At 68.7% G+C, this 17,463-nt stretch carries 20 protein-coding genes; 10 read left to right on the top strand and 10 right to left on the bottom strand.

Annotation, left to right across the window (positions count from 1 at the left end; translation table 11 throughout):
- Window positions 1-2 precede the first annotated feature (2 nt).
- Both VMT40_RS27290 and VMT40_RS27285 read left to right on the top strand, forming a co-directional pair.
- Entirely contained in the window at window positions 3-575 is a 573-nt protein-coding gene (locus VMT40_RS27290; RefSeq protein ID WP_326361629.1) for a TetR/AcrR family transcriptional regulator, read from the top strand.
- A 48-nt stretch (window positions 576-623) separates the two neighbouring features.
- Window positions 624-1,172 (top strand): AAA family ATPase, encoded by a 549-nt coding sequence (locus VMT40_RS27285; RefSeq protein WP_326361628.1) that lies wholly within the window; start codon window positions 624-626, stop codon window positions 1,170-1,172.
- An 89-nt stretch (window positions 1,173-1,261) separates the two neighbouring features.
- On the opposite strand, the gene VMT40_RS27280 is transcribed toward VMT40_RS27285, so the two are convergent.
- A complete protein-coding gene (locus tag VMT40_RS27280) occupies window positions 1,262-1,762 on the bottom strand; it encodes a hypothetical protein (RefSeq protein ID WP_326361771.1) in 501 nt (166 codons plus the stop codon).
- A gap of 191 nt (window positions 1,763-1,953) precedes the next feature.
- Here VMT40_RS27280 and VMT40_RS27275 point away from each other — a divergent pair, with 191 nt between their 5' ends.
- Complete coding sequence (locus VMT40_RS27275; RefSeq protein WP_326361627.1) at window positions 1,954-2,439, top strand: carboxymuconolactone decarboxylase family protein; 486 nt, start codon at window positions 1,954-1,956, stop codon at window positions 2,437-2,439.
- 26 nt (window positions 2,440-2,465) lie between these two features.
- On the opposite strand, the gene VMT40_RS27270 is transcribed toward VMT40_RS27275, so the two are convergent.
- Window positions 2,466-3,371, bottom strand: a complete 906-nt coding sequence (locus VMT40_RS27270; RefSeq protein WP_326361626.1) for an ADP-ribosylglycohydrolase family protein — start codon at window positions 3,369-3,371, stop codon at window positions 2,466-2,468.
- Window positions 3,372-3,479: 108 nt separating this feature from the next.
- On the opposite strand from VMT40_RS27270, the gene VMT40_RS27265 reads away from it, so the two are divergent.
- The gene (locus VMT40_RS27265) at window positions 3,480-5,138 is read left to right on the top strand and encodes a bifunctional 3'-5' exonuclease/DNA polymerase (RefSeq protein ID WP_326361625.1); all 1,659 of its coding nucleotides are present in this window, start codon (window positions 3,480-3,482) and stop codon (window positions 5,136-5,138) included.
- Window position 5,139: 1 nt separating this feature from the next.
- Here VMT40_RS27265 and VMT40_RS27260 read toward each other — a convergent pair whose 3' ends face one another.
- The 5 genes from VMT40_RS27260 to VMT40_RS27240 all read right to left on the bottom strand — a co-directional run bounded on the left by VMT40_RS27260 (window position 5,140) and on the right by VMT40_RS27240 (window position 9,282).
- On the bottom strand, window positions 5,140-5,685 hold the full coding sequence (locus VMT40_RS27260; protein WP_326361770.1) for a hypothetical protein: 546 nt from the start codon (window positions 5,683-5,685) through the stop codon (window positions 5,140-5,142).
- Window positions 5,685-6,869 carry a hypothetical protein gene (locus VMT40_RS27255; protein WP_326361624.1) on the bottom strand — a complete coding sequence of 395 codons (1,185 nt, stop codon included), beginning with the start codon at window positions 6,867-6,869 and terminating at the stop codon, window positions 5,685-5,687. Before VMT40_RS27255 ends, VMT40_RS27260 begins: the two co-directional genes overlap by 1 nt.
- 14 nt (window positions 6,870-6,883) lie before the next feature.
- The gene (locus VMT40_RS27250; protein WP_326361623.1) at window positions 6,884-7,285 is read right to left on the bottom strand and encodes a FixH family protein; all 402 of its coding nucleotides are present in this window, start codon (window positions 7,283-7,285) and stop codon (window positions 6,884-6,886) included.
- A complete protein-coding gene (locus tag VMT40_RS27245) occupies window positions 7,282-8,799 on the bottom strand; it encodes a hypothetical protein (protein WP_326361622.1) in 1,518 nt (505 codons plus the stop codon). The genes VMT40_RS27250 and VMT40_RS27245 overlap by 4 nt, the downstream gene beginning before the upstream one ends.
- Window positions 8,800-8,904: 105 nt before the next feature.
- Entirely contained in the window at window positions 8,905-9,282 is a 378-nt protein-coding gene (locus tag VMT40_RS27240) for an NYN domain-containing protein (RefSeq protein ID WP_326361621.1), read from the bottom strand.
- Between the two features lie 93 nt (window positions 9,283-9,375).
- Here VMT40_RS27240 and VMT40_RS27235 point away from each other — a divergent pair, with 93 nt between their 5' ends.
- Window positions 9,376-9,942 (top strand): PadR family transcriptional regulator, encoded by a 567-nt coding sequence (locus VMT40_RS27235; RefSeq protein WP_326361620.1) that lies wholly within the window; start codon window positions 9,376-9,378, stop codon window positions 9,940-9,942.
- 78 nt (window positions 9,943-10,020) lie between these two features.
- Window positions 10,021-10,647, top strand: coding sequence for a TetR/AcrR family transcriptional regulator (locus tag VMT40_RS27230; RefSeq protein ID WP_326361619.1), 627 nt, complete (start codon window positions 10,021-10,023; stop codon window positions 10,645-10,647).
- Here VMT40_RS27230 and VMT40_RS27225 read toward each other — a convergent pair.
- The gene (locus VMT40_RS27225; RefSeq protein WP_326361618.1) at window positions 10,644-11,573 is read right to left on the bottom strand and encodes an alpha/beta fold hydrolase; all 930 of its coding nucleotides are present in this window, start codon (window positions 11,571-11,573) and stop codon (window positions 10,644-10,646) included. The two genes, VMT40_RS27230 and VMT40_RS27225, sit on opposite strands and share 4 nt — an antisense overlap.
- Window positions 11,574-11,720: 147 nt before the next feature.
- Here VMT40_RS27225 and VMT40_RS27220 point away from each other — a divergent pair, with 147 nt between their 5' ends.
- From VMT40_RS27220 to VMT40_RS27210, 3 genes are all read left to right on the top strand, one after another.
- The gene (locus tag VMT40_RS27220) at window positions 11,721-12,533 is read left to right on the top strand and encodes an SDR family oxidoreductase (RefSeq protein WP_326361617.1); all 813 of its coding nucleotides are present in this window, start codon (window positions 11,721-11,723) and stop codon (window positions 12,531-12,533) included.
- 30 nt (window positions 12,534-12,563) lie between these two features.
- Entirely contained in the window at window positions 12,564-13,589 is a 1,026-nt protein-coding gene (locus tag VMT40_RS27215; RefSeq protein ID WP_326361616.1) for a phosphotransferase family protein, read from the top strand.
- An 81-nt stretch (window positions 13,590-13,670) separates the two neighbouring features.
- The gene (locus VMT40_RS27210; RefSeq protein WP_326361615.1) at window positions 13,671-14,894 is read left to right on the top strand and encodes an acyl-CoA dehydrogenase family protein; all 1,224 of its coding nucleotides are present in this window, start codon (window positions 13,671-13,673) and stop codon (window positions 14,892-14,894) included.
- Between the two features lie 10 nt (window positions 14,895-14,904).
- Here the strand turns inward: VMT40_RS27210 and VMT40_RS27205 are convergent, their stop codons facing one another.
- A complete protein-coding gene (locus VMT40_RS27205) occupies window positions 14,905-15,597 on the bottom strand; it encodes a type 1 glutamine amidotransferase domain-containing protein (RefSeq protein WP_326361614.1) in 693 nt (230 codons plus the stop codon).
- Window positions 15,598-15,715: 118 nt separating this feature from the next.
- Window positions 15,716-16,828 (bottom strand): alpha/beta hydrolase family protein, encoded by a 1,113-nt coding sequence (locus VMT40_RS27200; RefSeq protein ID WP_326361613.1) that lies wholly within the window; start codon window positions 16,826-16,828, stop codon window positions 15,716-15,718.
- Window positions 16,829-17,141: 313 nt separating this feature from the next.
- Between VMT40_RS27200 and VMT40_RS27195 the strand changes: the two genes are divergently transcribed.
- A complete protein-coding gene (locus tag VMT40_RS27195) occupies window positions 17,142-17,423 on the top strand; it encodes a hypothetical protein (RefSeq protein ID WP_326361612.1) in 282 nt (93 codons plus the stop codon).
- Window positions 17,424-17,463 lie beyond the last annotated feature (40 nt).

The raw sequence follows: 17,463 nt of genomic DNA, 5'->3' as shown, positions 1-17,463 counted from the left end.
GCATGGCACGCTGGGAATCCGGAGCACGCGAGCGGCTGGTCTTGGCCGCGGTGGACCTGTTCACCGAACAGGGTTACGACGCGACGACGGTGACGCAGATCGCCGAGCGCGCCGGAGTCACCAAGAGCACCTTCTTCCGGTACTTCCCCGACAAGCGCGATCTGCTGGTGGCCGGACAGGAGACGTTGAGCCGGTTGCTGACCGAGGGGATCGCCGAGGCCCCCGAGTCCGCCAGCCCGCTCGAAGCCGTCGCGGCCGGGCTCGACCGCGCCTCGGCCGCGATGGGCCCGATGAACCGCGAGATCGCGCCCCGCGTGCAGGCCGCCATCGCCGCCAATGTCGAACTCCAGGAACGCGATGCGCTCAAGAGCGTCGGCCTCGCCGCCGCCATGACCGAGGCGCTGATCGCCCGCGGCACCCCCAAGGCCGTCGCGATTCTGGCCAGCGAACTGGGCGTCCTCGCCTTCAAGCAGGGCTTCGCCGAATGGTCGGGCACCCGCGGTGACATAGCGCTCGCGCCCTATGTTCGCGTCGCCCTGACGGAGCTACGTTCGGCGACACAGGCCCTCACCTGAGCGAATAATGGCTTCGATCGCGTTGCCGATTCGGCTAGCGTCCGGATCATGGCCGATTCCGATCGAGAGTTCGCTCCCGCCGTCTACTTGATCACCGGAATCCAGGCGGCCGGGAAATCCACTGTGGCCCAAGCCCTCGCGGAGCGGCTGCCACGGTCCGCGCATGTGCGCGGTGATGTCTTCCGCCGCTTCGTGGTCGGCGGTCGCCGAGAGATGTCGCCGCAGCCGGATCCCGAGGCGCTCGCGCAATTGCGATTGCGGCATCGCCTGGCCGCGCGGACGGCCGACGAGTACGCGAGCGCGGGCTTCACCGCCGTCGTTCAGGATGTCGTGCTCGGCGACATGCTGCCGTACCTGATCGGCGAGATCCGCACGGACCCACTGTATGTCGTCGTCCTCGCACCCAGCCCGGCCGCCGTCGAGGCGCGCGAGGCCGCCCGCGCCAAGACCGCCTACGGCACCTTCACCGTGGCCGACCTCGACACGGGCCTGCGCGAAACCACTCCGCCCCTCGGTCTTTGGCTCGACAGCTCCGACCTCACCGTCGAGCAGACGGTGGACGCAATCCTCGCGGAGGCCACGCCAATCGCTCGCTGAGCACGCTCTCGCCCTACGAGTGCACGAGCCGCGCCCACGGCCGATCCGGACCGGTCGACCGCGGGGCCGCGCTGTCGCGCCGAGCCGAATCAGCTACAGGCGGGCGAGGTCTGGTTGCCCAACTGGAGCATGTTGCAGATCCACTCCTTCTGAACCTTCCACTTGCCGTCCTCGACCACGAACGGCACCACGGCCTTCTGCGGCTGCCCGCCACTGACCGAAACGTCGGCATCGGCGGTGAGCGACCCATTACCCAGATCGGTCACCCCGGTAACGGTCACCGTCGCATTGTTCTGCCGATAAAAATCGGCGAACCGGCTCGGCAACGTCGGATCAGCCGAAATCCCCTGCAGCGCATCGAGCTTCTGCTCATTGGGCACACTCGGATCCACCACCTTCTGCAGCTCCGCATTCAGGTCCGCAGCAGTAGGCGCCGCCGGATAATTCCCCTGCGCCGCAGCCACCTTCGACGTCGTGACCTTGCTCGGCTTGCTCTCCTTCTTATCCCCACTCCCACACCCGGCCACCCCGAGCGCCGTCACGACCGCCAACCCGGCAACCGCAACCCGTCCAATCTTCTGATACGTCATCACGTTCCGGCACGCTACTGGTCCACCGTCCGATAGTCAGCGCCGGGATGCGATACGCGCCATACATCGTGAGCGTCCTGAACGCCTGAGTCGGGAACCGTGTGTCGCGGGTTACATGGGTGGGGCTGTCACAGAACGCGTGTTGGCGGCATCTTCTGGTCGTCCCATCGAGAATCGAGGAGAGCGACATCATGGAACCCCGTATGGATCTGTTCGCCAATGAGTTCGGCGCGAAGTTCGCCAAGCGCATGGCCAATGTCGGGATGCTGATCATGCAGTCGGAGCTGCCCAAGTCGACACAGGAGTTGGTGAGCCTGCGGGCGAGCCAGATCAACGGGTGCGGCTTCTGTGCCGACGCCCACTCCAAGGAACTGGCCGCCGCCGGGGAGCCCGCGGTTCGGATCAACCTGGTCGCGACCTGGCGTGAGGCCACCGTCTACACCGAGGCCGAGCAGGCCGCCCTGGCCCTCGCCGAGGAAGGCACCCGCCTGGCCGACGCCGCCACCGGCGTCTCGGACGAAACCTGGGCGCAGGTTCGGAAGCACTACAACGACAACCAAACCGCGGCACTGGTGGCACAGGTGGCCATGATCAACGCCGCCAACCGCATGGGCGTCATCCTGCACCAGAAGGGCGGCTCCTACGAGCCGGGCATGTTCGCGAACATGCAGGGTTGAGCGTGAGCTGAGCTTGCCCGGGTGGGTTACTCGGTAGCCCAGTCCGGCAGCGCTTCCCGCGCGGCCAGCCAGGCGGTCGGGATCCCGCGCCGATCACCGTGTGTGCCGATGCCGGTGTGCGCCGCCACTATTCCGCCGACGATCGCGGCGGTGGTGTCGGCGTCACCGCCCGCCTCGACGCAGGCGGTGATCGCGCGGGGGTAGTCGTGCAGGAAGGTCGCGGCGGCCCAGAGGGTGAACGGGACGGTGTCCGGGGCGCTGACCTGCGCGCCATTGCCGAGCTCGTAGGCGGCCTCGGCGACGGGGCGGCCCAGCAGTGCGTGTGCTCGGCGGATGCCGCGCGCGGTCCGGCCGTCGATCAGATATGGCTCGACGGCCGCCAGTAATTCCTCTGGTGCGCAACGGCTTCCGCGCGTCGCTGCCGCGTGGCTGGCCGCCACAGCGACCGCCATGGCTCCCACGATGGCCTCCGGATGCCGATGGGTCACCTCCGCCGTTAGCGCGGCCTGCGCCGCGGCCCGATCCGGCTGTCCGGCGAAGTACGCGCCGAGCGGGGCGACGCGCATCGCGGCACCATTGCCCCACGAACCGACCCCATCGAAGACCGCGCCCGCCGCCTCGGCCCACGGCCGCCCGTCCCGAATCTGGTGCAGCACAACGACCGTGCCGCCGCCGTATCCGCGATAGGGCTCGCAGCGTTCGGCGAAGAGGGTGGCGAGCCGGTCGCGGTCGATGCGGCCGTGCGCGCGGATTTCCGCGTGGACCGAGCATGCCATCTCGGTGTCGTCGGTCCATTCCCACGGTGGTGCGGGTGGATTTCCGGCGAGCAGGGCGGGCACGGAACGGCCCGGGACGAAGAATTGAGCTCCCAGCGCGTCGCCGACGGACAATCCGTCGAGGCTGTCGCGCGCGATATCTGGATCAGACGACATACGGCCGCCATCGTGACAAAGGCGGTCGGGCCGCCGCAACCCCCCGGGAGCGTGACGCCGGGTCGTCGGTGCACGAAGTTGTCTGTGCCTGCTGGGAGACTCGCCGGTATGCGGTGGGCGGTGGTCGAGACAAATGAGGGTGGGGCGGAGTTGTGCCCGGTTGATGCCGACGGGAGGGCCGTCGGGGCGGTGGTGCGGGAGGCGTCGCTTATCGATGCGGTGCGGTCTCGGCCGGAGGTTGAGCGGTGGGTGTGGCGGTCTACGGCGGGGATGTATCGGCGGCTGGTGGAGGCGGGGGCGCGGGTGGATCGGTGTTATGACGTGGAGGCGGCGGAGGCGTTGCTGATCGGTCATGAGGAAGGGCAGGCCGGGCAGCCGCGGTCGTTGGCGGCCGCGTGGGCGCGATTGCATCGGTTGGCTGTTCCGGCGGATGCGCCGCTGCGGGCGGCGGATACCGAGCCGACGTTGTTCGAATCGGGGCCGGTGCCGCTGCCGCCCGGCACGGATGAAATGGATGCGCTGCTGGAGGTTTATGGGGCGCAGGTGGCGCGCACGGCGCGGGCCGAGCATCCGGAGCGGATGCGGATGTTGCTCGCGGCGGAATCCGCGGGGCTGCTGGTCGCCACGGAGATGACGCGGGCCGGGATTCCGTGGCGGGCGGATCTGCATCGGGAGTTGCTGGATTCGGTTCTGGGGGAGCGGCTTTCCGGTGGGGGAGAACCGCGGCGGATGGCGGAGTTGGCCGACGAGGTGTCGCGGGCCTTCGGCATGCGGGTGCGCCCCGATCTGCCGCAGGACATCATCAAGGCCTTCGCCCGCGCCGGAATCTCGTTGTCCTCCACCCGCAAATGGGAGCTGCAGGAGATCGACCATCCCGCCGTCGCGCCCCTGCTGGCCTACAAGTCCCTCTACCGCCTCTACACCGCGCACGGGTGGTCCTGGATCGAGCAGTGGGTGCACGACGGCCGCTTCCGCCCCGAATACCTGCCGGGCGGCACCGTCACCGGCCGCTGGACCACCAATGGCGGTGGCGCGCTTCAGATTCCGAAGATCGTCCGCCAGGCCATCCGCGCCGATCCGGGCTGGCGGCTCGTGGTCGCCGACGCCGCTCAGATGGAACCCCGTGTCCTGGCGGCGATCTCCCGCGACCCGGGCCTGATGGAGGTGGCCGCCCGCGGCGACGACCTCTACGCCGACCTGGCCGCCCGAGCCTTCGGCGGCGACCGCGCGCAGGCGAAAATCGCCATGCTGGGCGCGATCTACGGCCAAACCTCCGGCGACGCCCTCACCCACATGGCCGAACTGCGCCGCCGCTACCCCGCCGCCATCGCCTACGTCGACGACGCCGCGCACGCGGGCGAGGAGGGCCGCCTGGTCCGCACCTGGCTCGGCCGCACCTGCCCACCCGTCACCGCCTTCGACGAATCCGGTACGGACGCGGACCTTTCCGCCTACAGCGGCACCGCTAGAGCCCGCGCCCGCGGCCGCTTCACCCGCAATTTCGTGGTCCAGGGGAGCGCCGCCGACTGGGCCCTGCTGGTCCTGGCGGCCCTGCGTCAATCCATCGACCGCGCCGGTCTGCGCGCCGAGCTGGTCTTCTTCCAACACGACGAGGTCATCGTCCACTGCCCGGCCGAGGAGGCCGAGCAGGTGGCCGCCATGATCGGCGCGGCGGCCCACACCGCCGCCCACCTGACCTTCGGCCCCACCCCCGTCCGATTCCCCTTCACCACGGCCATAGTCGAGTCCTACTCCGACGCCAAGTAGCTCACGCGGGCTGCAGCGCGGGCGCGGCGCGGCGGGTGCGCCGCCACGCGTAGGCCAGGAAGACGATCAGGCCGATCAGGGGAATGGAGCTGACCGCCCAGCTCAGTCCCAGCGGCGGCCCGGGCTGCTGGAGCACGGTCAGGTTGGTGAGTTCGCCGACACCGTGGCCCTGCGGCCCGTCGATGGCGAAGCGGAACGTCCACGCACCCTGGACATCCAGGGACCGGACATCGAGGCCCCAGTCCTCGCGCTTGCGGGGATGGCGGGAGAGGGGTTCGACGCGCCGGGTCTTGCCATTGGGCTGGACCTCGGTGAGCGTGCCGGACTTGTCGTCGATCCCGCCGTCGGGAATGAACGTGAAATCCAGGGATTGCATGGCGCGCAACGGCCATTGGCTGAAGCCGACGGTCAGTGAATACGGCCCGGCCTGCACGTGTTCGGTGTGCACGATATTGACCGGCTCGTACGCCGAGGCGGTCCCGGCGGCCGTCATGGACAGCGCGAAAACCGCGAGAATCGTTGCGGCCGCGGCGAATAGTCGTCTCATCATGCGAGGGCCTCCTGGCTCGGAGCGGTCAGCCGGAGCATGCCGCCGAAGCGCCAGCCCAGGAATCCGCCGAGCGCGCCGAGCACGGCGGCGGCGATGGTCGTGGCGACAATGACCGAGGCGAGCCCGAAATGGCCGTCGCCCAGGGCCGACAGATGGAAGCGAGCCTCATAGATGAGCACGCTCTGCACCGGGCTGGTGGCGGCGATGATCGCGCCGCCGACCGCACCCGCGACCGCGGGCAGCAGCCGGGCGAGTCGGCCCGCATCGCCCGCGCCGCGCCGCAGCAGCAAATCCACCACGATGCCGACCGGAATCAGCACGAACGGAATCAACGCGGGCGTCGAGGGAATCCCCCGAATGTGTTCCCGCATGGGCAATCCCACGAAGTCGGCGTACGCCCGCGCCGCCCACGGCGCGAACCACCAGAACACGGCCTGCGTCGCCGACCCGAACACGGCGGTCACGGTCGCACCCCAGCGACTGAATCCGGCCCCCGCGACCAGCATGAGAATCACCATGAACGCGGTGACCGCCACGGTCCAGCGCACGGTCCCATTGCTCAACCGTTGCACCGCGAGCGCGGTCACCGTGCTGTTGGTGACCAGGTGAGCCAGCGCGAACAGCGCGCCGAGGCGCCCCCACGTATGGGCGCGCGCGGCCGCGAACACGATCACGGTTCCCACCGAGATCACGGTGCTGGACAGGAACAAGCCGATATGCGGCGGCGAGTCGATGATCGCGTCGAACCCGTAGAGGCTGTGCCACCACAGATCCCACAGCCCGTACAGCAGGAACGACGCCGCGCCCAACGCCGCGACCATGTACCCGAGCGGCGCGGTGAACGTGCGCCCGAAGACGTGGATTCCAGGCCCGCCGAGTTCCCCGTCCACCCGCCGCCCGGCCCGACCGGCCGCCGAGGTGATGAGAATGACGGTGAGCCCGGTGAATCCGGCGGTCGCCGCACTGGCGTAGATGAACAGGTGCGGCAGGGTGAAGAAGGTGTCGGGCCCGACATCGGAGTGCCACTGGATATCCCAGGTCGAGCCGATGGCGAAGGTCAGGCTGGCCACGAACAGAATGGCCGCGGGTAACCAGGGTCGGACGGTAATGGGCGCGGTCGCCAACGCCGCACCCTTGGTCGTATCGGGGGCGAGGCCGCGCCCGGTGGCTGTCAGGTCCATGTGCTGCTCCTGCTTCAGTTGGCCTGGACGGAGAAGGTGGCGCTGCCGGATCCCGGTGCGCCGGAAAGCTTCACGGCGATCTCCCACTGCCCGGGCATGGGCAGGTTGACGGTCGCGCGATAGTGCCCCGGGGTCACGGCGGTGGCGGTGCTGGGCGGCAGCGCGTGACCCATCTGCGGCATGGCGGGCTCCACCGAGACCCGATCCGGGGTCGCGGCATCGCCGTGCTGGTCGGTAATGTCGAGGTCGATCGTGTTGTCGCCGGTGCGCGGCGAGTCGACCTTCAACCGCACCAAGTAGGGCCCGGCGGTGCTGCGCGACACCGGTTTCGAGCCGCCGGACGGCCAGAGCCACCAGGCGACCAGGATCGCGATCACCACCACGACGGCCACGATCAACCACCGGCGCGCGGTCATCGCGGGCCTCCCGCCCGCACATCGACGGTGGCGGGGACGGTCATGACGGAGTACCCCCGTTCGGCTTGGGCCCAGACCAGATAGCGGCCGGGCTGTGGAAATGTGAAGGTGAAGGCCACATTCGGGCCGTAGGCCGCGACGGTCTCGTCGGGCGGCTGCGCACCGAGCGCGGGCAGCGGCAGCATGGCGTGGGCGTGCGCCCAGACGGGAACGGCCGCGGCGGCGGTCCCGGTCGGCACGCCCTCGGGCAGCGGGCCGACGGCAATGAGATGGCCGAGCATCCCCAGCCACGGTTGCAGATCGGCGGAGCCGCCGAAAGCCGCTGTGAGCGTGGTGGGTTCGCCCGCGACGGCCTCGGTCACGGTGAGCGAGGCCGCATTCATCCCGCCGGTGGGTGTCGCCGTTCCCGGTTGGCCGCTGGTCGGCGCACCCGTATCCGTCGGGGTCTGTGCTGCCGGGCCCACCCCGGGCGCGGAGGTGTCCGCCCTCGACACCAGATCCGCGCCGAGGTGCAGTGCGGCGCGCAGCAGTTGCACCCCGCCGCCTCGCCGCGCGATCTCCGCCGCGACCGCGTAGTCCCCAGATTCCCCCAGCCCCAACTCCACCCGATACTCGCCCGGCGCGACCCGGATCGGATGCCGGTGCCAGAACCGCCCATCCGGCCCCACGACCATCAGATGCAGCAGCGCATCGTCGGTGACCAGCAGGTCATCCACCGGCCGCCCGGTCGCCGAATCGGTCAGCGACAGCCGCACTTCCGTGCCCTGCCCGCTCTTCCCCGCCCCGACGGTCAGATTCACCGGTGGCCGCGAGTAATTCGTGGTCATCGGCAAATCCCGTTCCGGATACGGATTCCCGATATTCCCCGAGGTCGGATCGAGCAGACTCCCGGCCGGACGCGGTTGCGGCGCACGGCCGGAGAGCACGGCACCGGTCGCACCGACACTCAATGCCACGATCAACGCCCCCACCGGAATCACTGTCGGCCATCCGCGTTTGGAGATCACCGCGGTGCCCAATGCCACGAGCAACAGCACCCCCGCCACACTGAATCCACCATAGGCCGCCCGTTCCCACGGCGTGACCACCCGCGCGGCGACGAGGAACGGAATCCGCGCCGTCCGTTCACCGTCGGAGACGCTCAATTCCCAGGGCCCGGCATGATCGACCCGCAGCGTCGCCGAATACGGTCCGGGTGTGGGCCCGAGTTCCACGGTGCCCGAAGAGTTCTCACCACCCTGATCGACCGGCGTCGCGGTCAGCGTGAGTGTCCCCGCCGCCGTCCCGGCATGCGTCACGACATCGACCCGCAACGGCCCCGGCTCGGATCGCCGCACGATCACCGTGAGCTCGCGGGCCCCCAGCGACTGCGCCACCGTCAGATCACCCCCGCTCACCGCCCCGTCGGCGCGCGCATTGGGAGCGGCCATCACCAGCAGTCCCAGCAGTGACGCGCAGAGCACGCCCACCATCAGGCATGCGCCGCGCAGGCGAACGTTCAAAGGCGGCTGCACGATTCCGAACCTACCGAAAAACCGTCACGCCCAAATCCCACCGACGGGGGATGCCCACTCAGGGTCGGGTCGGGGTGGATCTTCCGGCCGTTCACCGAGCACCGGCTAGGTGAGCTCGTTCCACAGCCAGCTCGGCCCGATCGTCGTCGCCCCCAATGCCTCCACGCGCGAACGCAATCCGCGATCGGCCGTCACCACCATGACCTCGCCCCGCTCGACCCCCGCCGCCACGACCTCCACGATCGCGTCATCCCCGGACCCCTCCGCGAGTACCACCCGCAACCCCTCGTGATCCCCGTCGGCCGCCGCCTTGGCCGCCCCTTCCAGCACCACGACCACCGTCTCCGGCAGTCGATCCCGCAGCACCGCCAACTGCGCCAGCAGTCGCCGCGCCGCCCCGGCCCGATCCCGCCACCACCCGTCGGGCCGCGATCCGACCACATTGGCGGCATCCACCACAATCAACCGCTCGGCATCGTCCACGGCACTAGTCTCCCCGGTGCCGCCGATCCCGCGCCGCCATTCCGAGCCGGGCCACGCCGGAATAGTCAATTAATTGAGTAGTAGCCTGAGCGAATGGCATTGCGGCACGCGATCTTGGCGACCCTGCTCGAGGGTGAGGCCTCGGGCTACGACCTGGCCAAGGGCTTCGACGCCTCGGTCGCCAATTTCTGGCTGGCCACCCCGCAGCAGCTCTACAAGGAGCTCGAGCGGATGGCCGCCGACGGACTCATCGAGACCCGCGTCGTGGAGCAGGAACGCCGTCCCACCAAGCGCCTGCACGCCATCACCCCTGCGGGCCGCGCGGCCCTGCGCGACTTCATCGCCGAACCGTCCAAACCGACCGCCATTCGCGACGAGATGATGGTCAAGGTCCAGGCCATGCGGACCGAGGACGCCCCGGCCCTGCGCGCCGCCATCACCGACAAACTGGAGTGGTCCAAGGCCAAGCTGGCCCGCTACGAACGCCTGCGCACGCGGCTCCTCGACGGCCGCAGCGAACAGGCCTATCTCGCCGAGGCCGACCGCATCGGCCCGTATCTGAGCCTGCTGCGTGGAATCGCCTTCGAGCAGGAGAACATTCGCTGGGCCGAGTTCGCGCTGCCGGTGATCGATCGCCGGATCGCGGCACACGCCGGGTAACCGCGACACGCGGTTGATACGGTTGCCGGGAAGTTGTCCGCAGCAGACAGGCAGTGATCAGCGTTGGCGTCCGAATCGATGGCAGGGGAGAGTGCCGCCCGCCGTACGGCCCCGCGGACCAAGCGCGGGGAGCGGACGCGGAGCGCGTTGATCGCCGCGGCCCGCGAGGTGTTCGAGCGCGACGGCTATCTGGATGCCAAGATCGCCGACATCTCCAAGACCGCCGGAATGGCCTCGGGCTCGTTCTACACCTACTTCGACAGCAAGGACGAGATCTTCGCCGCCCTGGTCGAACAGGTGTCGGAGGAGATGCTGCACCCGCACGTGCGGGAGCGCAGCGGCATTACCGATCCGCGCGCGTTGATCGAGGCCGCCCACCGCGATTACCTGTTGTCCTACAAGCGAAACGCGCGACTCATGGCGCTGTTCGAACAGGTCGCGCACATCGACGAGAACTTCCGCCGCATGCGTGTCGAGCGGGGGAAGGCGTTCGCGCAGCGCAATGCCCGCATGATTCGCGAATTGCAGGAGTCGGGGCGGGCGAGCGCGGAGCTGGATCCAATGATCACCGCGCACGCCCTGTCGGGCATGGTCAGCCGCATGGCGAACCTGGTTTTCGTGCAGAATCAACGGATTCCGTTCGAGAAGCTGGTGGCCACGCTGACCGAGCTGTGGGCCAATGCGCTCGGGTTGAAGTCGGATTAGACGCTACGCGCGAAGTCGATCAGCGCCGCGTTGACCTCCTCGGGTCGCTGCTGCTGAATCCAGTGTCCGGCTCCCTCGAGGATGATCGAGCCGCGCAGATCGCTGAGTACGGCGGACATCTTCTGTATGGGCGTGAATTGGATGACCGGGTCGGTGGATCCGGCGATGAACAGGGACGGCTGGCCGATTTTCACGCCCTCCAGGTGCGCGGTGCGTTCCCAGGTGCGATCCAGATTGCGGTAGTAGTTCAGGCCTCCGGTGAAGCCGGTCGCGGTGAAAGCCTCGACGTAGTAATCGAATTCGGCCGGGGTCAGCCACTCCGGCAGCGGCGGCAAGGGCTTGTGGGTGTCGAGGAAGTTCTGGGCGCTCAGGATGTCGTCCTGCAGCAGCGTGCGCCGCACATCGGCATCGAGGACCTCGTCGGCGACGCCCGGTTCCTGGAACCAGATCATGTAGAAGTCCTCGCCCAGCCGCGACCGCATGATCGCCGTCGGCGGACCCGACGCGCGCGGTGTGGCGGGCACGCTCAACCCCGCGACCGCCCGCACCCGGTCCGGATGCTCCCGTGCCAGGTGCCACACCACCGACGCGCCCCAGTCGTGCCCGACGAAAATCGCGTCCTCGAGCCCGTACGCGTCGAGCAGCCCGACCAGATCCCCGCACACGGTGAGCATGTCGTACTGATCGATCCGCTCGGGCCGCGAACTGCCGCCGTACCCGCGCATATCCGGGGTGAGCGTCCGGAACCCCGCCTCCGCGAGCGCGAAAACCTGGTGCCGCCAGGAGAATCCGAGCTCCGGGAACCCGTGGCAGAACACCACCGGCACGCCGGTACCGTGCTCCACCACCTTCAGCTCGATCCCATTGGCGGCGACGCTGGCGCTACCCAGCCGCTTCCAGTTCTCGACGAGTTCTCGTCCCTGCACCGATCTCCACCTCGTGACCAGGTTGGTTGACGCCAGCCGGGCCGTCAACTTGAATCCGACGTAGATTTCATATTCGCATTACCCGGCGCACCCGAGCCAGCCCGAGACGGCGAAATCGGTTGTCGGTCCGGGCCGGAAGGAGCTCTCGTGCAGGTCGCGGGTAGGAACGCCATCGTCACCGGCGGTGGTGGCGGCATCGGCGGCGCGATCGCCGCGCACCTGGTGCGGGCGGGCGCGAAGGTGGTGGTCGCGGATCTGAACCCGGACACCGCGGCCGCCGTGGTGGCGGAGCTGGAGGCGGAGGTGCCGGGCGCGGCCGTCGCGGTCGGGGCCGATGTCTCCGATCCGGCCCGCATCGAGGAGCTGATCGCTCGCTGCGAGGCCGAATTCGGGCCGGTCGACCTGTATTTCGCCAACGCGGGTGTCATGGGTCCGGTCGAGCTCGGCGACGACAAGGACTGGGCGGTGCCCCTGGACGTGAACCTCAATGCCCACATCCGCGCGGCCCGACTGCTGGTGCCCGGCTGGCTGGAGCGCGGCGAGGGCTACTTCGTCAGCACCGCGTCGGCGGCGGGGCTGCTCACTCAAATCGGTTCGGCCGCATACTCGGTCACCAAGCACGCGGCCGTCGGTTTCGCCGAATGGCTGTCGGTGACCTACGGCGATCGCGGGATTCGCGTGAGCTGCCTGTGCCCGATGGGTGTGGAGACACCGCTGCTGCACGCGGCCGCGGAATCCGGTGATCCCCTGGGCCGGGCCGGAACCCGCGCGATCACCACATCGGGCGGGGTGCTGAGCCCCGACACGGTCGCCGAACTGGTCCTGGCCACCATGGCGGACGAGCGATTCCTCATCCTGCCCCATCCGGAGGTCCTCGATATGTACCGTCACAAGGGTGCCGACTACGACCGCTGGCTGGCGGGCATGCGCCGCTTCCAAGCGCGTCTGCTCGGCGAGTGAGCAGCCGGTACAGGGATTGGCGGGACACCCATGAGTGACGATCACACCGAGCTACCAGGCCTCGACCTCGAGCGACTCGCGGTGTGGCTGGCCGAGGCTCGGCCCGGCCTGGTGCGCGGGCCGTTGACCGGCCGTCTGATCGCGGGCGGGAAATCCAATCTCACCTATGAGATCAGCGACGGGGACTCCGCCTGGATCGTGCGCCGCCCGCCGCTGGGCCACGTGCTGGCCACCGCGCACGATATGGCCCGCGAGCACCGCGTCATCACCGCCCTGGCCGGAACCGGCGTGCCCGTGCCCGCCACGTACGCGCTGTGCGAGGACACCGAAATCATCGGCGCGCCTTTCTATGTCATGGAACGCGTGCTCGGCACCCCGTATCGCACCGCGACGGAGTTGGCGGCCCTGGGCGCCGAGCGGACCCGGGTCATCGCCGAGGGCCTCATCGACACCCTCGCCGACCTGCACAGCGTCGACCCGATCGCGGTCGGCCTGCGGGACTTCGGCCACCCCGACGGCTTCCTGGAACGGCAGGTCCGACGCTGGAAGAAGCAGCTCGACGCCTCCTACAGCCGCGACCTGCCCGCCGCCGACGAGCTGCACCGGCTGCTGGCCGCACACCTGCCTGCGCAATCGCCCACCGGCATCGTGCACGGCGACTACCGCCTCGACAATGTGCTGGTCGACGACAGCGACCGGGTCGCGGCCGTGATCGACTGGGAGATGGCCACCCTCGGTGACCCGCTCACCGATATCGGGCTGCTGCTGGTGTATCAGCGCATGAGCGACAAGGGGATGATCGGGGTCAGCGATGTCGCGCTCGCGCCCGGCTATCCGTCCGAATCCGAAGTGCTGAAACGCTATTCGATCCGCTCGGGTCGCGATATCTCCGATATCGGCTTCTATGTCGCGCTGGCCTCCTACAAGCTGGCGGTGATCAGCGAGGGCATCTACTTCCGCTTCACCCACGGCCAGACCGTCGGTTCCGGCTTCGAGCACTTCGGCGCGGGCGTCGAACCGCTGCTGCAGGCGGGGCTGTCCGCGCTCCAGAATTGAATCCGGCGTCAAGTTCGCGTACGGTCCGTTTCTATATTTTCCGCGAGTGAGTCGGAAAACACGCCACCGTCAGGAGTTTCGATGTTCGAGCCGTCGGAGCGGGCCCTCCGCTACCGGGACGACCTGCTGGCCTTCATGGACGAGCACATCTACCCCGCCGAGGCGGTGTACGAGGCGCAGATGGCCGAATCCGGCGACCCGCACTTCCAGCCGCCCATCATGGAGGAACTCAAGACCGAGGCCCGCAAGCGCGGGCTGTGGAATCTGTTCCACCCGCACGCCGAATGGGGTCCGGGCCTGACGAATCTCGAGTACGCGCCGCTGGCCGAAATCATGGGCCGCAGCGCGCATCTCGCGCCCGAGGCCACCAATTGCAGCGCCCCCGACACCGGGAACATGGAGGTGCTGACCCTCTTCGGCACGCCCGAGCACCAGGAGCTGTGGCTGCGCCCGCTGCTCGACGGTGAGATCCGCTCTGCCTTTGCCATGACCGAGCCCGCGGTGGCCAGTTCCGACGCCACCAATATTCAGCTGCGCATGGATCGCGACGGCGACGACTACGTGCTCAATGGCCGGAAGTGGTGGACCTCCAATGCCTTGCACAAGAACTGCAAGGTGCTCATCGTCATGGGCAAGACCGATACCAGCGCGCCCACCCATCGCCAGCAGTCGATGATGGTCGTGCCGATCGACACCCCGGGCGTGACCGTGCAGCGCGGCCTGCCGGTCTTCGGCTACCAGGACCGCGAGGGCCACGCCGAGGTGACCTTCGAGAATGTGCGTGTCCCCAAGACCGCGCTGCTCGCCGGTGAGGGCGACGGCTTCATGATCAGCCAGGCCCGCCTGGGCCCGGGCCGCATCCACCACTGCATGCGGTCCATCGGCATGGCCGAGCGCGCCCTGGATCTCATGATCGATCGCGCCCAGTCGCGGGTGACTTTCGGTGAGCCCGTGGCCAATCGGGCCAATATCCAGGATTGGATCGCCGAGGCCCGCATCGAGATCGATATGGCCCGGCTGCTCACCCTGAAGGCCGCCTATCTGATGGACACCGTCGGCAACAAGGCCGCGCGCACCGAGATCGCCGCCATCAAGGTCGCGGCCCCGAACGTGGCGTTGAAGGTGGTCGACCGCGCCATTCAGGTGCACGGCGGCGGGGGAGTCTCCGATGACTTTCCGCTCGCCAGCATGTACGCGCACCTGCGCACCCTGCGTCTGGCCGACGGGCCGGACGAGGTGCACAAGCGCTCGATCGCCCAGTGGGAGTTGCGCCGCCGCGACCCGAACTGGGGCCGGAAGGCGTAACCGCCGGGCCTTACAGGGCTTTCAACAACTCCGCCGCGAGCGGAGCCGAGGAGGCCGGATTCTGTCCCGTGTACAGATTCCGGTCGACCTCGATGTGCGGGGCCCACGGCGCGCCCTCCTGGAAGTCCACCCCGAGCGCGACGAGGCGATCCTGCAACAGCCACTTCGCCTTGTCCGCGAATCCGGCCTGGGTCTCCTCCGCATTGGTGAACCCGGTGACCCGGTACCCCGCGAACGGCGACTTCCCGTCGGTGTCGGCGGTGGCGAGCAGGGCCGCGGGCGCATGGCACACCACCCCGAGTGGCTTGCCCGAAGCCAGCGCGTCGGTGAGCAGCCGCCCCGAAACCGGGTTCACCGCAAGGTCTTCCATCGGCCCATGCCCACCTGGGTAGTAGACGGCGTCGAACTCCCCGAGCTCCACGCCCGCCAAGTCGACCGGACGCGTCAGCTCGCTGGCCGCGTCCAACACCTCGGCGATCCGCTGCGCCCCCTCGGCCCCGCCATTGGCCTCCGGCGCGAGACTGCCCCGATCCACCGTCGGCACCACCCCGCCCGGCGTGGCCACCACGATCTCGTGCCCGGCCTTCGTGAACGCCTCGTACGGCGCGACGAACTCCTCGGCCCAATACCCGGTCGGATGCTTACTGCCGTCCGCCAACGTCCAGTAATCGACGCCGGTCATGACGAACAGGATCTTTGCCATCGGAATCTCCTCGCATGCATCGTTGACGAATCCCACGCTAGGCAGCACCAACATCGACTGGCCAATAGCCGATCCTATGCCTCCCATCGGCATACCGATGCCCCGCCCGGCAATCAGATCAGGCGGCCGTCACCTCGGGAAACTCCGAGGGATTCGCATCGAGCAGCGGTGCCGGTCTGCCACGCAGGAAGCGATCGAACATCGCGGTCACGTACGCTCGAATGATGGCATGCGCGCGATCCGGCGCAATCGTGCCGAGGTACGCCGACAGAATCGGCGATTCGGCGAGTTGCCTTGGTAGATAAACCAAATCGGAGAAGGCCCAGTGCCCGGCACCGGAGAGGGCGAGCTCACGGGTCCAGCCGGTACGGCCCGCGAGCATGCTGTCCACCGACGTGCGACGGACATCCGGATCGGGCGTATTGCCGAACAGGAACAGCATCGGACGCTCCGGAGCGGCGACCAGCCCCGGGGCGAGATAGGACGGTGGGGCATAGCCGTCCAGATCGACACCTGCCTGGATTCGCTGGTCGGCGAACACCGTCATGGTGCCGCCGAGCGAATGCCCGTACATGCCGACCTTGCTCAGATCGAGCGCGGCACCCACACCGGCGGGCAACTGCTTGCCGTCGGCATCGCGAGTGTCGCCCCGCGCCATCGTCGCCAGCTTGTCGAGCACGAAACCGATGTCTCCCGCGCGGGCAGCCGAGGCGATCCGCAGCACGTCGTCGAGGGGCTCGGTGACGTTCCGCGGGTCATAGAGCTCGACGTGCCCATCCGGAAAGACGGTGGCCGGTGCCGTCCCGTGCGTATCGCTGATCGACACCACCGCGTACCCGCTGTCGGCCAGATCCTCGGCCAGCGTCGCACCGGCCTGCGCCGGGAAACTGGCCGCGGGCGAATACAACAGCACCGGCAGTGCACCGGCCTCGGTCGGCGCGTCCACGTGGGCGCGGGCGGCCAGCACGGTGCTCGGTATCCCCGGCAGCAGCCGATCCGCCACGGGATAGCCCTCGGCGTGCACTGCCGGATAGTGAATGGTGACAACGAGCTCCCGCGGCGTGCTCGGCTGCCACGGATCCGGCCGACCCGCGTCGACGAGATGCAGCGTGGTCACCCCGACCCGAAGCCCCGCAGACTGCGAAACCGGCTCGGCCGCAACCGAACCGACCGAGCCGAGCGCGATCGGTAGAACGGCGGCCAACGCGATGACCTTCCCCCTCAACAACATACGAGGGACAGTACCGAATCCTCGACGGCAAGATCACCAACCACTCCGCCGAGGCTGGCCATGTCCGCAGTTCCACATCCGACCGGATCCGGCCTTGGCTTCCACCCGGTGAATGGGTTGCTGCACGAGCGCGATGATGGTGTCCTGTAATCAAACTGACCGGGGAGGGGACATCGTGCACTGGTGGGAGTTCTCCCTGCTCGGCGCGTGCGGCGGTGCCGGTGTCGAAGTGCTCGCGGTTCTTCGCTGGCTCGCCGTATGGCGGGATGCGAGACGGACACCCACGGGGAGGGTGAGGGGGAAGCCACCGAACGTGCGGACCTATATCGATTTGCCGGTGCATGCCTGGATGCTGGTGGTCCGGACCATGCTCGGAGCCAGCGTAGCGGCGCTGTTCGGCGCAACCGGCCAAATCAGCGGCGCGTATGTTGCGGTCGCGCTCGGGTTCGCGGCCCCATCGGTGCTGGCCCAGCTGGGGTCCGTCCCGCAATTGGCGGCCGTGATCTCAGGCCCGTCCAAGGGTTCCGGTGGTCTGTCGGCGGCGGAACCGGAACCGCCGCAAGAGCCGCGACCGCCAAGTACGGAGGCGGGCTGATGTCGAATCTCTCCATGGTTCGGCGCGTATTGACCGGGCT

The sequence above is a fragment of the Nocardia sp. CDC160 genome (genome assembly GCF_035818795.1).
Lineage (GTDB): Bacteria > Actinomycetota > Actinomycetes > Mycobacteriales > Mycobacteriaceae > Nocardia.
This window is presented reverse-complemented; position numbering and strand designations above follow the sequence as displayed.

Coding starts and splice junctions, on each gene's coding strand:
- VMT40_RS27260 (WP_326361770.1), bottom strand. CDS start 5,685: ATGAGACGACTATTCGCCGCGGCCGCAACGATTCTCGCGGTTTTCGCG.
- VMT40_RS27280 (WP_326361771.1), bottom strand. CDS start 1,762: ATGACGTATCAGAAGATTGGACGGGTTGCGGTTGCCGGGTTGGCGGTC.
- VMT40_RS27265 (WP_326361625.1), top strand. CDS start 3,480: ATGCGGTGGGCGGTGGTCGAGACAAATGAGGGTGGGGCGGAGTTGTGC.
- VMT40_RS27285 (WP_326361628.1), top strand. CDS start 624: ATGGCCGATTCCGATCGAGAGTTCGCTCCCGCCGTCTACTTGATCACC.
- VMT40_RS27235 (WP_326361620.1), top strand. CDS start 9,376: ATGGCATTGCGGCACGCGATCTTGGCGACCCTGCTCGAGGGTGAGGCC.
- VMT40_RS27230 (WP_326361619.1), top strand. CDS start 10,021: ATGGCAGGGGAGAGTGCCGCCCGCCGTACGGCCCCGCGGACCAAGCGC.
- VMT40_RS27270 (WP_326361626.1), bottom strand. CDS start 3,371: ATGTCGTCTGATCCAGATATCGCGCGCGACAGCCTCGACGGATTGTCC.
- VMT40_RS27205 (WP_326361614.1), bottom strand. CDS start 15,597: ATGGCAAAGATCCTGTTCGTCATGACCGGCGTCGATTACTGGACGTTG.
- VMT40_RS27200 (WP_326361613.1), bottom strand. CDS start 16,828: ATGTTGTTGAGGGGGAAGGTCATCGCGTTGGCCGCCGTTCTACCGATC.
- VMT40_RS27290 (WP_326361629.1), top strand. CDS start 3: ATGGCACGCTGGGAATCCGGAGCACGCGAGCGGCTGGTCTTGGCCGCG.
- VMT40_RS27215 (WP_326361616.1), top strand. CDS start 12,564: ATGAGTGACGATCACACCGAGCTACCAGGCCTCGACCTCGAGCGACTC.
- VMT40_RS27210 (WP_326361615.1), top strand. CDS start 13,671: ATGTTCGAGCCGTCGGAGCGGGCCCTCCGCTACCGGGACGACCTGCTG.
- VMT40_RS27255 (WP_326361624.1), bottom strand. CDS start 6,869: ATGGACCTGACAGCCACCGGGCGCGGCCTCGCCCCCGATACGACCAAG.
- VMT40_RS27275 (WP_326361627.1), top strand. CDS start 1,954: ATGGAACCCCGTATGGATCTGTTCGCCAATGAGTTCGGCGCGAAGTTC.
- VMT40_RS27250 (WP_326361623.1), bottom strand. CDS start 7,285: ATGACCGCGCGCCGGTGGTTGATCGTGGCCGTCGTGGTGGTGATCGCG.